The organism is Streptomyces sp. NPDC026538 (genome assembly GCF_055567535.1).
Genome location: NZ_JBVHQG010000007.1, coordinates 170294 through 183862, shown reverse-complemented (window position 1 = coordinate 183862; position 13569 = coordinate 170294). Strand labels below are relative to the sequence as shown.

The following is a 13569-nucleotide window of genomic DNA, read 5'->3' as shown; positions in this document are numbered from 1 at the left end:
CTGCGCCAAGGACTCCGGCGACTGCCCACCGACTCCGGCCTGGACGCGCGGCTGATGGCCGAGGGCTGCTCCAACCGTGGCATCCGCGATCGGCTGCACATGAGCCCCCGAGACTCTGGAAGGCCACGTCCGCGGCATCTTCGGCGCATTCGGCCTCCGCGACCTGGGAGCCGCGGGCTGCTCACCTTCCTCCGACGAGCCCTGTGACCAGCGCCGCCACGCCGCCCCGTACCGCCGCCAGCACCGCTTCCGTGGCACCGCTCGCAACCGCCCGGCTGAGCGCCCGCAGGCGGCCCGGCCGAGAGCGTACCGCCGTGACGACCGCACCGGGATCGGTGACGCTGCCATCCGCCGCCACCACCCCGTCTTGGATCAACTGAGCGACGAAGGCCCGTAGTTCACCTACGGCGGCGTCCAGCTCGGCGGGGGAGACCCCCTGGGAGTTGTCGGTCCTGAACGTGTTGCCGCTGCCGCCGGTCTGGATGTTCTTGTCGCGGCCGACCTTGTCGCCGCCGAACTTGTCCCCGAAGACGTAATCGGACATCCCTGGCCCTTTCTCCTCTTGATCGCGATCGTGGTCCTGATCGTTATGCGGGGGACCCGGTCTGGATGTTCTTGTCGCGACCGATCTTGTCCCCACCGAACTTGTCCCCGACGACGAGGTCCCCTCGCACGTGCAGGATCTGTTCCGTGGACGGCGGATCCTCGATCGCGGCGACGATCGCCGCCTGGATGCGGTGGATCTCGTTGCGGGCCGTCCCGGACAGCGCGGTGTACTGCGTGCCCGCCGTCTCGATGAGCAACGCGTACCACTTGCGCCGGAACAGCAGCCGGTAGAGCAACAGGCCGAGCAGGTACGCGATCCGGACGGCCAGCAGCGCGGCGAAGGCGGTGGCGATCCGCCGTGCGGTCTCGGTCTCTGCGGCGCCGAGCCGGGATCCGAGGTCGACGCGCGGCAGCAGCAGGGTGATCGCCCCGCCCAGGAGCAGGAGGGAGGTGATCTCGCGGAGCGGGTAGAACGTCGCGAGCTTGCCGTGCCACACCACGCGCAGGGTCTGGACCCGCGAGATGTTGGCGAGCGGGTAGGTCTCGTGGCCGATGGTGAGGACCCGCTTGGCGATGCGGATCTCTCCGACCCTCTTGGTCCTGCTCATCGCTGTCGTCGCCTCTCACTCGGCCACGGTCGGAGCGGCGCTCGACGGGGCGTCGGTCGTCGGGTCCGGGGGGTCCGTTGTCGGGTCGGAGGGCTCGACGCAGTCGGGGAGCGACACGGCGTCGGGGCCGCCGGTGAGCGCGGTGGCCGTCACCCACCCCGTGCCGCCGGTGGCGCGGAGCAGTTCGACCCACAGATCGCTGTCGTAGCCGTGGGCCTGCACGCGGTCGCCGTGCGCCGCGCACAACGCCTGGTACCGGCCGCCTGCCTGGACGTAGCTGATCTGGGCGTCGGCGGTGCTCGGCCCGGTGCGCACGGGTGCCGCCACGGCGCCGGTGACGGGCGTCGTCGCCCCGGGAGTTTCGCTGTCGGTGGGAGTCTCCGTCGGCGTGGCTGCCGGTGGGTCCGTCGGTGTGTCCGAGGGCGCGGGCGCGGGGGCGGCCACGTACACCGTCGTCGGCGTCCGGCGGCTGGCCGTCACCCGGTCGCCCGGCCGGGGGGCGGCGTCGTCGGCGGGAGGCAACTGTACGGCGTCGGCCGCGTCGTCGGTCGGGATGACGACCCGCGAGACCGCACCCTCCTTGATGCCGTCCGCGGGCGCGGCCGCGTACTGCACCTGGAGGCACTCCGCGGCCAGTCGCGCCACGACGCCTTTGACGTCGGCGCCCGCGGTCACCTCGGGCAAGGTGATGCGGACGCCGCCGGTGCCGGCGGCGCAGGAGGACGCCGAACTGGTCGGCAGGGGAGAGTCCTGCTGCTCGGGGGCGTCGGCGATCTGCAGGCGCGTCACTTTGCCGGGACGCGTACGGGTCGCGTCGACCAGCACCGTGCCGCCCTGCGCGAGCGCGAGATCCTGCCCGTTCAGAGAGGGCTGGACGTGCCGGCCCTTGGTGTGGACCTCGTACGCGGAGTAGACATATCCCGTGCCATGAGCGCCCTGGACGAACGCCGCATTCCGGGTGGTCGTCGCGGCGCGCGCCAGATGCCGGATCAGGACCACCAGATCCTTGCCGGTGCCCAGTTGCCGCTGGAATCCGCCGACAGACACCTCGCCGAGCGGCGTGACGATCTTCGCGTCGGCGGAGACACTGACGTGGCCCGCCGAGTCGATCGTGAACGACATCGGCAGGAACGCCGGTTTGACGGACACCGACCCCGAGCCGCAGCCCTCGAAGCCGGCGACGAGCAGTCCCGCGACCATGACCAGGGCGAGCGGCCTGACGGCCTTGCCCCGTGTGTTCCCCGTGTCCCCCTGCATGGCGTTCCCCCCAATTCCCCTGATGCGACGTCCCACCAGTCTCCGCGCGGAGGGGATCGGGAACCTCCAGGCAGACACCGGTCCGTGGGCGGGCCATCTCAGGGCTGACCCTGATGCCGTGGCCGCCGCGGGCCGTCAGCATGGGGATCATGAGGCGCGGCGTGCGGCGGTCACCCGCGAAGAGCACCTGGGATCGTGCTCCTCGACCTGGAGCTGCCGGGGGAGAACGGCTTCCCCGTGACGCGGGAGCCGAACGCCCTGACGGTCGACACGGTCCTCGTGTTGTGCCCGGTTCACGAAGCCGACGGGGTCGCCGCGCGCATCGCCCGCTCACCGGCGGCCGGTTTCCCGACGAAGGAGCGCCTGGCGGTATCAGGGCCCTGGCGGCCCCTTCACCGACTAGAGACCGTGACACCGGGACCGCACCTCAGCAGTCGCGTGACTGGAGGTACGTCAGTACGGCCAGGACCCGGCGGTGATACTCCCCCTCGCTCTCGTCGGGCAGTTCGAGCCGCCGGAAGATGCTGCCGACGTGGGTCTCGACGGTCTTCACGGTGACGACGAGCTGGTCGGCGATCGCCGGATTGGTCAGGCCCTGCGCCATGAGTCCGAGTACCTCCACTTCGCGTCGGCTGAGTCCGGCCAGACCGCCACGCCGGCGCGTGCCGTTGAGGAGGAGTCCCAGCACCTCCTGGTCGAACTCGCACTCGCCGGCGGCGATCCGGCCGACGGTGTCGAGGAAGTGCTCGTCGGCGACGCGTTCCTTGAGCAGATAGCCGACACCCCTGACATCGGAAGCGGTCAACTCGGCAAGGTGCGTGACCTGGACGCTCTGGGACAGCAGGAGGAGCCCGATGCCGCGGTGGGACTTGCGGATGTCCACGGCCGCCTGCAACCCTTCCAGGCGTTTCGTCGGCGGCATCCTGATGTCGATCACCGCAAGGTCGGGGACCGTACGGGCCACTGCCGCGCGCAGCGCGTCCGCGTCGCCGACCTGAGCGGTGACCCGATGGCCCCGGCTCTCCAGCAGCGCGGCGAGGGCGGCCCGGAAGAGGCGTTCGTCGTCGGCCAGCACGATCCGCAGGGGCCTGGGCGGGGGCGGAACACTCGTGTTGCCCCCGAACGGGCCGCGCTTCGGCCTCGGAAGGCCTTTCGCCGCATCGTATTCCGTCATGCCCGTCCGTCCTCCCCCTCGCCGGAAGCCCCCGCGGCCGCGGACGCCGGCATGGCCAAGTCCCCGCAGCGCGTGGCAGTTCCGCCGAGACGACCGTTCCCCGCCTACGCTCGCTGAACACCGCCATGCTGCCACCGAAAACCGCCACCCTGTCCCACAGCCCGAGCACCCCGGTGCCGCCACCCGGGTCGCCACCGCCGACGCCGCCGGCGACCGTCGGGCGCAGCACGAGTGCCGTACCGCCCGGGCGCGCTCATGACCAGCCCATAAACCCCGAAATTGACCTCGCCGACGACCCGCTCTGCTGACAGGTGAGGGAGACTGGGGTCTGCCCGGGTGCTGCGGCTACTTACCGAACTCCACAGGGCTGGCGTGCGCGATGTCATCGTTCCCTGCCCGGTTGAGCACGTCACACTCCATCAGTACGGCGCCAACAGAGCCGTGCGCTACCTGCGCGGCGCGCTCGTCACGGCCGGCGCCCTCGTCCCATGGTCCGGCTCCACACCGGTGAGACCGCGGAGCGGACGTCTTCCAGGACCGCCGCGCCTACGTCTGGAACAACGACCGGGACACGGCGATCCTGCGCAACGACCACGGCCGTTTCGTCGACGACCTCGCGTGGGGCCACCGCGGCGACCATCGCAGCAGCGGCGGCACCTGCCTGCCGGCGGTGACTGGTCCGGACGTAATGCCCGGTTGCCGCCGCGTACCGTCTTCCTCTGCCTGGCCCGTCACCCACTTCCGCCCTGGTGACGGGCCTCACGCATGCCCCTTGCGGTCGAGGGTGACGGTGATGGGCTGGTCGGGGCAGACGGCAAGGCGCTCGGCGGGGGTGATGGTCAGTTGGCGGGTTTTTTCGGCAACCCAGTCGGTGACGTACGTGCACCAGTAGCCGGCGTACGGCGGCAACCACTCGGTCGGGTCCTTGTCGGCCTTGGACCGGTTGGAAGCGCGCGAGTTCGCGGATTCTTGGATGCGGGCACGCTCCGACCCGCCCATCGATTGGAGCTGTGAAAGGACCTGTGCGCGAGTTCGCCGCTCTAGCACTCGGACAGATTCGATCATACGAGTCAAGGGTGACGGCCACTCATTCGGCCGGTCAGCGCCCTTTCGCGCTGTCAGACTCCCGGGAGGGAACGCGCCGGTGGGGCGTGGGCGAGGCGGGAGCGGCGACGCAGGGTGGGCGTGACCGAGTGCGGTTCGGCCGGCCGTGCCGCTCCGGACGGGGTGGGGCCGAGCGTGACGGACCACGGCGTGCCGCGCGCACGCGCGGTGACGGAGGACCGGCCGGGCGAGCGACAGCGCGGTGGCGGACCCGGCGGGCAGCAGCAGGACGAGGGGGCGGCGCGTGCGGGGCCGCGGCACGTGGCCTGCGTGATGGACGGCAACGGCCGTTGGGCGCAGCGGCGTTCGCTTCCCCGTACGGCGGGTCACCGGGCCGCGGAGACCGCCGTCATCGACGTCATCGAGGCGGCCCGCGCCGCCGGCGTGGAGTGGCTCAGCCTGTACGCCTTCTCCACCGAGAACTGGAACCGCCCTGGCAGTGAGGTCGAATTCCTGATGCGTCTGGTGCGCCGGGTTGTGCGCAAGCATGCGCCGCTGCTGCTCGCGCGCGGCATCCGGTGCCGTTTCCTCGGGGCCGCCGACCCGCGCATCCCCAGTGAACTGGCCCAGGACTTTGACGACTTGGCGGTACTGACCGCTGACAATCGGGGGATGACGCTGACCGTCGCCTTCGACCACGGGGGGCGTCGGGACATCGTCGAGGCCGCAAGGTCGCTGATCCGCAGTGGGACGCCCGCCGACGAGGTGACCGAGCGGCTCTTCGCGGACCACCTGCCTTTCCCCGACACCCCCGATGTGGATCTGGTCATCCGTACCTCCGGTGAGCAGCGCATCTCCAACTTCATGCTCTGGCAGGTCGCCTACGCCGAGTGGATCTTCCCCGAGGCCCTCTGGCCGGACTTCCGTGCTCCGGACTTCCTCGCCTGCCTGCACACCTACCGGCACCGCGACCGCCGCTTCGGTGGCGTGCCCGCCCGGACGAACGGAGATCCATCATGACCACCGAAACCACGGGAACGGCCGACGGGGCCTCCCTGTTCGGCCCGAAGTCGCAGTTCAGCGCCTTCTTCGATGACCCGCGCTGGGCCCTGGCCATGATCCGCGCCACCGTGCTGGAGGCCGCTCACCCGCAGATCGGCGCCGCCCTCGTCGACAACTCCACCTTCGTCGCCCACCCCTGGCGCCGACTGCGCAACACCTTCCTAAGCATGCGGCGCATGTTCGGCACCGACCCCGCGGTACGCGAACGGGAGGCCGCCCGACTCAACCGGCTGCACGCCCGCATGAGCGGCTCCGACTCCCGCGGCCGCGCCTACGACGCGATGGACCGCGCGACCCGCGCCTGGGTGGTCGCCACCCTCTTCGAGAGCGCCGTCACCATGTGCCGGCTGAGCGGCCAGCCGCTCGGCCAGGACACGATGGAGCGGATGTACGCCGAGTACCGCGCGTTCCTCGCCGCGCTCGACGGCGACGCCGCAGAACTCCCCGAGGACCTCAACGACTTCTGGCGATACTTCGACCGGGTCGTCGAAAACGAGCTGGAGAACACCGAGGCGGCCCGCGTCATCCTCTACCGGCTCTTCGACCACCTGCCCGCCCCTGCGCTGCTCGACGGCGCGCCGACACTGTGGGCGGCCGGCCGCGCTGTGGCCGGTCCGCTCCTCGGCGCGATCACCGTCGCCTCGCTCCCCGAGCCCTACCGGCGCCGGGCCGGCCTGCCCGAGATGCCCGGCGCCCCAACCCTCATGCAGGGCGTCTACCTCGCAGCAGGGCTCGCCCGATTCCTGCCCGAGGGCTGGATCAACGCCGAAAGCATCATCGAAGCCCTCTCACTCTCACCCGACAGCGACGACCCCCGCGCCCGCACCGTCACCGCCTTGCGTGCCCGCATGAAGCGGGCATCGGCCCTGCTCCGCCTCCTCACACCACTGAGCGGCTACATCAACCCCGACCCGGCCCCTTCGGCGGGCACAGGGGAGAACCGACGCTCGGCGGAGGAGTTCTTCCGCCGAGTGCTGGACCAGACCGGCGACGGCCACCTTGACTGGCCTGACCTCGCCGCCATGGCACGCGAACTCTCCACCCGCCTCGACCTGGACGAACCGGAGGAGACCCGGCTCTACGATGCCTTCGCCGCCTGGTGGCGCGAGCTCCAGGCCGCCCTGGACACGGACGGCGACGGCCGCGTCAGCGCCGAGGAGTACGCCACCGCCGTCCCCTCCCTTGCCGGACCCGCGCTCATCCGCGTTGCCGAGGTCCTCTTCGACGCCACCGACAAGGACGGCAACGGGAGCATCGACGCGGACGAGTACCGAACCCTCTTCCGCACCGCCTTCCACCGCGACCTCACCACCACCGACGGCGCGTACGGCCAAAGCGCCTTCGTGGGCGACTTCCTCTCCTTCATGGCGGGCCGCCGCACGGGCACCCCGTACGACCCCCTCCTCGCCGACGCCTGAGAGGTCGTTCTCTTTCCGAACCTTGTGTGCGGATTCCGCTGGTCAGACATGGGATGGGGGTGGTCGCGGAAGCATCGAATCGTTGCTGATCGAGTCGCCGTGGCGGTGTCGGACGCCGTCAATGCGGGCGGTTCTGGAAGCGCGGCGGAAGGCCGCGAGGGCTGCGGCAGGAGGATCCGGGTGCCGTCCCGGTCGGTCACCGACGCCGGGGTGACCAGCACGGCCAGGAGCAGTCCGATGTGCGGGTCGAGCGTGCGCAGGAAGTCGGGGGCGTCGAAGGTCTCGCCGGCGGAGGCGCCGCCGACGGTCTTGGTGCGACCGGTCAGGACGCGTTCGAGGGCCTCGGTGACGAGGGGTGCGGTGACGGCGTAGATGTCCTGGCCGCCGGCCGTGGCCCGGCGTTCGTCTTCGCCGGAGCGGACGACGACGTCGACGAGGAAGGTCTGGTCCGAGCACCCGCTCGCGTCGGCGGCAGTGGGGGCCGGTGTGTGGGGAGTGGCGACGTCGCGAGCCGCCTCGGCGCTCACGTAGGTGATTCCATCGGGGATGGCGAGGTGCTGCGTGACGGTGACGACGTCCGGCATCGTGAACTCCCCGATCACCGCCCGACGACCTATCGGTTCCGGGAACGTCCACTCCAGGGTGGGTGCGGCGGTTCCACTGTCCGCCGTTGTAGCGCAGCCGACGGTCGCCGCGTGCTCCGCCGCGACCTCGGAGAGGCCGACGTGCGCGATCTTGCCCTCGTCCCGCAGCTCCTCCCTCGTGCCGATCTGGTCGGCGAAGGGCACGTCCGGGGCGACACGGTGAAGGTAGAGAAGGCGGATCCGGTCCACGCCCAGCCGGGGCAGGGTTATCTCGCACTGGTGGCGCGGAAAGGCGGGACGGCCGAGCTGCGCCCATGCGCCGGGCCGCGGTTGCACCTGGCCCACCTTCGCGGCGACGAGCAGACGGTCGGGGTAGGTGTGCAGGGCCTCGCGCAGGATGTCCTCGACGACGCCGAAGCCGTAAGTATCGGCCGCGTTGATGTGATCGACGCCGAGCCCACTGTCCGCCGGACCAGCCGGATCGAGCGGTCCCTGTCCGTCGGCGGCCCTCAGACCCCCGGCTCGGCAAGCCTTGTAGCGCCGAACACCATCCGCCGCACCGGCCTGTCGCCGAGCCGGCCCCGGTCGGGGACGCGCCGACTCGCGCGCCGCGTCCGGTTGCCGCGATCCTCGGTCGCCGCCGGTCAGCCCCTGCGGGTCGAGCGGGACAGGCGGAACGCCGAGACGAGGAAGAAGATCCCTCCGAGCGTGGCGTAGCCGGCGAGGGTGGTCAGCGAGGGGTCATCCTGTGAGGCGTCTCGGATGAAGGAGGCGCCGGCCAGCACCGAGATGCCGCCGCTGAGGATCATGGCCCATTGGCCGCCCATCGACCGTCGCGCGATGCCTACGAGGAGCTGGATGAGACCGGAGACGACTGCCCACGCGCCCCAGACGCGGAGCACGTCGGCGACGCCCGAGGTACTGGCGACCGCGACGCCGACGGCGGCGAGCGCGCTGATGGCCATGTTGGCGTACAGGCCCTTGACCTGCCCGGCGGCGCGTGCGGACCTGGCGTCGACGACTGCCGCGGCCACGTCGAAGGCGGGATAGAGGAACAGCAGCAGCTTGGCCTCGGCGGTGAGCTCGGAGCCGGACACCAGCAGGAGCGCGGCCCAAGCGGCGGCGAAGACGAAGCGGATGACGTACAGCCGACGCAGGGCGGCTGCGGCACCGACGGGCTCGGCGAAGGTGGTGGATGCCATGGGGTTCTCCAATGACTGCGGGATAGAGAGAACGTTCTCTCTTGTGCGCAGCTTGGCATGCCCTTCCCGTGAAAACAAGAGAGAGCGTTCTACCCGCTACAATGAACGATATGACCAAGAAGGAAGCCGGCTCAGGCACCGGCCGGCGAGTCTCCGAGGCCCGGGAACGGCTCTTGAGGACCGCCGGGCAGCTCTTCTACGCGGAGGGCATCCACACGGTGGGCGTCGACCGTCTGGTCTCCGAGTCGAAGGTCACCAACGCCACCTTCTACCGCCACTTCCGCAGCAAAGAAGACCTTGCCGTCGCCTACATCAAAGTCGTCGACCAGGCGATCCGCACCCAGATCGACTCCCTGATGGCCGCGGACGTGCCGACCGACGGCATCCTGCGGGGCATCGGCGCGTCCCTGGTCGAGCAGATCCGCTCGCCCGGTTACCGCGGATGCGCCTTCCTCAACGCGGCAGCGGAATTCCCCGATCCCGACCACCCGGTCCACCGTGCCGTCGTGCAGCACCGCGAATGGTTCCTGCAGACGATCACCGGACTGTTCGCCGAGATCGCCGCAGCAGAGGCCGAGCACGCCGGGCGGCACTTCGTCATGCTCCGTGACGGTGCGATGAGTGCCGGTTACCTCGGCGACCCCAACCTGGCCGGCGAGACCTTGCTGCGTGGCATTGAAGGACTGCTGCGGATCCACACCGCCCGTGGGCTCGACGAGCGCGCCGCCTCCGCGCCCGGCAAGGCCTCCTCGGCGGCCGCGACGGTCTTCGACATCGAGTGCTCGCCGCCCAGCGCGTAACAGCGGCCGGGGCGCGACCATGGGCGTCGACGTGGCAGGTGGCAAGGCGCTCGGTGAGCGTGTTCTGCTCGGCGGAGTCGATGTTCAGCTGGGGTAGTTTCACGTAATTCCCCAGGTGCCCGTCTGTCCGACGGCTGCTGACGCGTGTCGTCAGAGGTCGATGTGATGCTCGGAAGCCGATGCGTCATCGACCGAGCGGTAGCGCGAGACGCTGTGTGCCGGGCGGAACGGCAGGTCGTGCAAGCGCACGCCATCACGGCGAAGTGTGCGTCGGTGTCCGGTCCGTAGCGTAGGGGGCCACCTCGCCCCCTCCGTATTCGTTTCCGTCGAACTCGCCGGCGCCGGCTCGCTCGATCACCTGGTCAACGGAGTGTAGTGGCCGATGACGGCATGCTCGGCGTCGGCTTCTTCCCCTGTGTCGGCCCGGGAAACGATCTCGTCCGAACCCGACGTCGCCTGTCAGTGCTTCCTGCCAGGATGCGCGGATGACCTCAACTGACCATCCGCACATCCACTGTGACGATCGGCCGCAAGGCTGCCTTCTGGAGTTGGTCGGCGCGATCGAGCCCTGGGACGAGCTGGAGCGCACGCACCTCGAGACCGCCACGGAGTGGATCGCCGGCGGAGCCCCGGTCTACCGGGTGCGCAAGCCGGATGTTCCTGCGATGCACCTGGTGAGCTACTTCGTCGTCCTTGACGACGCCCGCGGGCAGCTGCTGCTCGTGGCACACCGCAAGGCGGGCCTGTGGCTGCCGGCCGGCGGACACGTCGAGCCGGGTGAGGACCCGTGGGCTGCGGTGGTCCGAGAGTGCCGTGAGGAACTGGGCATTGAGGCCGTGGCATCGTCGATCACCGGGGAGATTCCCCTCTTCCTCACCGTCACCCAGACCCGGGGGCAGGGCGCACACACCGACGTCTCGTTCTGGTACCTCCTCGACGCCGACGCTGAGACCGTCACCTCCTATGATCAAGGCGAGTTCGATGGGATCCGGTGGCTGACCGATGAGCAGGTGCTCGAGGAGCCGGACGAGCTGCTCGACCCTCACATGCACCGATTCACCCGCAAGCTGCAGCATGCCCGGGCCGGCAGGCATTGCGGGTAGTTTCTCCCGACCGTCCGCGGTGCCCCATGACCCGCCGCGACGGCACAGTGCCGTCACCGACACAAGCACCGCTCACGCCGGCGGCCACCTACCGGCCGGCCTCCTCCGTGCGGCTGCGGACCAAGGTGACGGAGGGTGCCTGCAGCCGGGCCGCCGGGCTGGCGCTGGTCTTCAAGCTGGTCGAGTCAGCCCAGGCCCGCTGGCGGGCTGTGAACGCTCCCCACCTCGTTGCTCTGGTCCGTGCCGGGGCCCGCTTCGAACGCGGCCACCTCGTGAACGCTCCGAGACCCTCTCGGCGTGAGCAGCCTCAGCCGATCCGCAGAAGCCGGGAGGATCTCAGGCACTCGGGCGCCGTATGTGCAGGTGGCCATCGCGGGGGAAGGAGGGCGGTGCCGCGGGCAGGATGGTGTCGAAGTCGTAGCGGCTCTTCTGTGCAACCCGGCACGATGCCAGGTTGTCCACCTGGTGCAGGAGTTCGAGACGCTCCAGCCCGTCGGGTTCGAAGGTGTCGAAGGCCCAGCCGCTGAGGGCCTCCAGAGCGCGGGAGGCCACTCCCCGCCCGCGAGCGTGCGCCGCGGTCCAGTAGCCCACTTCGGCCGCCGGTTTGCCGGAGGTGACTTCCTTGAGGACCACGTTGCCTACCAACTGTTCGCGAACTGAACCGGGTTGTGCCTCAAGGACGGCGAAGCCGAACCGGTCCCCCGTTGCCCAGCCCCGCTGCTGAGCCTGCACCCGGCGTGCCCCGTCGGCATCGTTGTCCACGACAGATCTCGTCCACTGGCGCAGTGCGGGATCCCGGCTCACCTCGACCAATGCGGCAACGTCCTCCATGCGCCAGGGGCGAAGAACGAGAGCGGGAGAGACCGGCGACGCGGCCACCTGAAGTACGACCGGGGCACTCATCAACCGATCATATGTGGCGGCGTTTTCACCCGACGCCAGCGGCGTCCGCCCCATGCCGCCTTGCGACCGCCCCGTCATTGCTGTGTCCGGACGCGCAGAGCCTGGACGGACCAATCGAACACTGGAGCCAGACTCTCCGGGGCCGGCCAGCCGTTGACCACTGCGAGCAGTTGGAGGTACCGCTCCCTGCGGGGGTCACTCACGGTCTCCAGCCGCGTCGCCAGCCGGCGGCGAAGCTCAACGTCGTCGGGGCGGCCGAGGAGGTGCGCGCAGTGCGCCGTGAACGCCGCGACGATAGGATCGGCCTGGGGCGAGGCCGGGTCGATACCGGCGGCCAGGGCCGGGCCGACCTGGTCACGGACGACTGCGGCAATGTCGCGTCGCGGGCCCATCGTGTCGCTTCGGGTTTGCTCGGCCGCCTGGTCCTCGGCCATCCGCCGCATGACCGCGCGGAAACCCGGGTCCAGGGACATTTCGGCCAACTCCACCCACGCCTGGACCTGCTCTGCCTCCGAGTTGTCGGGCAACTCGGGGGTCATCGAGCGCATGACCCCCGCGAATGCGGGGGCGGCGTCAAAACCGCCGAAGACGGCGTCGAGGAAATCGCCGATCAGACGTCGGCGTTCGTCCTCGGAAAGCTGGGCCAGCCGGTGCATGAGTTCCGTCTCCTCAGGTGTGGACCCGCGCTCGGCCACCGTCATCAGCACCGCGCGCCGCAGGCGCAGGACGCGGATCTGCGCTGCCAGTGCTTCGGCGTGCGCCGCGGCGACCTCGGGAAGCGAGAGCTCGCGGTCCACGACCTTGCGGATCGTGGGAAGGTCCAGTCCCAGCTCGCGCAGGGTCCGCACGAGGTCCAGGCGTGCGACGGCGTCGATGCTGTAGAGGCGGTAGCCGGCCGGGCTGCGGTCCGTCGGCGCCACGATTCCGCGATCGGAGTAGAACCGAATGGTCTTGACCGTGAGACCGGTCCGTCGAGCGAGTTCGCCGATCGAGTAGAGCGTGTCGCCGTCCATGCCCCCACCTTTGTGTCTCCCCCTACTGGAGACTCAAGTCCCTTCGCCTGCCGGCAGGCAACCACTCCTCATCCACAAGTCTTGACGATTCCTCGGAGTTGGCAGTGCCAACAGACAGAATCGGAGACCAAGTCGGCCATGACGGAGGCACCTTCAATGAAGGTGCTTGTCAGTGACGAGGTGCACGATGACTACGGTCAGATCTTCGTGCAGAGCGGCGAGGTCCAATGCGACCTGGAGGAAGCCTTCATGGGACAGGCGGGTGTCGGGCTCTGTGGGGGCGGGACGGACGGGATGCTGCTCTTGCTGACCGGTCTGAGGATCGGCGGCGTCCGCTTCACCGCCGAGCTGCATTACAGCCGACCAGAGCTGGACGAGACGTGGGAGGAGATCGTCGAGGTCACGTTCCAGCCGGTGTCCGAGGAGACTAGGTTGCAGCAGTGGAACGGAAAGAGGTCGTGGGATTTGGGACTGGAGGTGCGCGACTACCGCGTGCGGTACTCCGCCACCGGTATGGCTGCGGGGAAGAGTAAAGACGTCCGGGAGGACGACGAGCCTCAGACCGGTGAGCGGTATCTACTGCAGTTCTGGCCTGCCGTCCCCGAACCTGTCCGGCTGCTCAAGCAGACCAGCCACAGTGCTGCGCACTGGCACACGTTCGCCGACCAGGTGAATAGATCTGAACCAAATGCAGGCTGATCACTGGACATTCGGCGAGCGCTCGCGGACTGCGTCGCTGAAATTGCTGCGGTCGACGTTCAGCGCGCCGAGCGTGCGCATATCGTCGGCGCGTTACGGGGCGCCTGCACCGATCACGGTAGCCGAGGCAAACGCCGAGTGAGCGGCCTCGGCCGT

General features: G+C 69.8%; 13 protein-coding genes and 3 pseudogenes. 6 read left to right on the top strand and 10 right to left on the bottom strand.

Annotated features, from left to right (window positions below):
* Positions 1-181 precede the first annotated feature (181 nt).
* The 5 genes from ACZ4N4_RS27420 to ACZ4N4_RS27400 form a co-directional block, all read right to left on the bottom strand.
* Positions 182-544, bottom strand: a complete 363-nt coding sequence (locus ACZ4N4_RS27420; RefSeq protein ID WP_467593281.1) for a hypothetical protein — start codon at positions 542-544, stop codon at positions 182-184.
* A 43-nt stretch (positions 545-587) separates the two neighbouring features.
* Positions 588-1154 carry a DUF6232 family protein gene (locus tag ACZ4N4_RS27415; RefSeq protein ID WP_467593278.1) on the bottom strand — a complete coding sequence of 189 codons (567 nt, stop codon included), beginning with the start codon at positions 1152-1154 and terminating at the stop codon, positions 588-590.
* 15 nt (positions 1155-1169) lie between these two features.
* Positions 1170-2411: an SH3 domain-containing protein gene (locus tag ACZ4N4_RS27410; protein ID WP_467593275.1), complete on the bottom strand. Its 1242-nt coding sequence runs from the start codon at positions 2409-2411 to the stop codon at positions 1170-1172.
* A 427-nt stretch (positions 2412-2838) separates the two neighbouring features.
* Positions 2839-3495 carry a response regulator transcription factor gene (locus ACZ4N4_RS27405; protein ID WP_453580672.1) on the bottom strand — a complete coding sequence of 219 codons (657 nt, stop codon included), beginning with the start codon at positions 3493-3495 and terminating at the stop codon, positions 2839-2841.
* 849 nt (positions 3496-4344) lie between these two features.
* The gene (locus tag ACZ4N4_RS27400; RefSeq protein WP_467593272.1) at positions 4345-4650 is read right to left on the bottom strand and encodes a hypothetical protein; all 306 of its coding nucleotides are present in this window, start codon (positions 4648-4650) and stop codon (positions 4345-4347) included.
* Between the two features lie 312 nt (positions 4651-4962).
* Here ACZ4N4_RS27400 and uppS point away from each other — a divergent pair, with 312 nt between their 5' ends.
* Together uppS and ACZ4N4_RS27390 are read left to right on the top strand one after the other, a co-directional pair.
* Positions 4963-5649 carry a polyprenyl diphosphate synthase gene (gene uppS / locus ACZ4N4_RS27395; RefSeq protein WP_453579450.1) on the top strand — a complete coding sequence of 229 codons (687 nt, stop codon included), beginning with the start codon at positions 4963-4965 and terminating at the stop codon, positions 5647-5649.
* Complete coding sequence (locus ACZ4N4_RS27390) at positions 5646-7109, top strand: oxygenase MpaB family protein (protein WP_467593269.1); 1464 nt, start codon at positions 5646-5648, stop codon at positions 7107-7109. Before uppS ends, ACZ4N4_RS27390 begins: the two co-directional genes overlap by 4 nt.
* A gap of 224 nt (positions 7110-7333) precedes the next feature.
* On the opposite strand, the pseudogene ACZ4N4_RS27385 reads toward ACZ4N4_RS27390, so the two are convergent.
* The 3 genes and pseudogenes from ACZ4N4_RS27385 to ACZ4N4_RS27375 all read right to left on the bottom strand — a co-directional run.
* Positions 7334-7805, bottom strand: a pseudogene (locus tag ACZ4N4_RS27385) (saccharopine dehydrogenase); the annotation flags it as partial.
* A 47-nt stretch (positions 7806-7852) separates the two neighbouring features.
* Positions 7853-8089: pseudogene (locus tag ACZ4N4_RS27380) on the bottom strand (aldo/keto reductase); the annotation flags it as partial.
* A gap of 248 nt (positions 8090-8337) precedes the next feature.
* Positions 8338-8895, bottom strand: coding sequence for a hypothetical protein (locus ACZ4N4_RS27375; RefSeq protein ID WP_467593266.1), 558 nt, complete (start codon positions 8893-8895; stop codon positions 8338-8340).
* A 110-nt stretch (positions 8896-9005) separates the two neighbouring features.
* Here ACZ4N4_RS27375 and ACZ4N4_RS27370 point away from each other — a divergent pair, with 110 nt between their 5' ends.
* The 3 genes and pseudogenes from ACZ4N4_RS27370 to ACZ4N4_RS27360 form a co-directional block, all read left to right on the top strand.
* On the top strand, positions 9006-9695 hold the full coding sequence (locus ACZ4N4_RS27370) for a TetR/AcrR family transcriptional regulator (protein WP_467593264.1): 690 nt from the start codon (positions 9006-9008) through the stop codon (positions 9693-9695).
* 548 nt (positions 9696-10243) lie between these two features.
* A complete protein-coding gene (locus ACZ4N4_RS27365) occupies positions 10244-10798 on the top strand; it encodes an NUDIX hydrolase (protein WP_467593261.1) in 555 nt (184 codons plus the stop codon).
* A 101-nt stretch (positions 10799-10899) separates the two neighbouring features.
* Positions 10900-11082, top strand: a pseudogene (locus ACZ4N4_RS27360) (IS256 family transposase); the annotation flags it as partial.
* Positions 11083-11134: 52 nt separating this feature from the next.
* Here the strand turns inward: ACZ4N4_RS27360 and ACZ4N4_RS27355 are convergent.
* Positions 11135-11701, bottom strand: a complete 567-nt coding sequence (locus tag ACZ4N4_RS27355; RefSeq protein ID WP_467593258.1) for a GNAT family N-acetyltransferase — start codon at positions 11699-11701, stop codon at positions 11135-11137.
* Between the two features lie 74 nt (positions 11702-11775).
* Positions 11776-12714, bottom strand: a complete 939-nt coding sequence (locus tag ACZ4N4_RS27350; protein WP_467593255.1) for a MerR family transcriptional regulator — start codon at positions 12712-12714, stop codon at positions 11776-11778.
* 156 nt (positions 12715-12870) lie between these two features.
* On the opposite strand from ACZ4N4_RS27350, the gene ACZ4N4_RS27345 reads away from it, so the two are divergent.
* Positions 12871-13413, top strand: coding sequence for a hypothetical protein (locus ACZ4N4_RS27345; RefSeq protein ID WP_467593252.1), 543 nt, complete (start codon positions 12871-12873; stop codon positions 13411-13413).
* Positions 13414-13569: the final 156 nt, after the last annotated feature.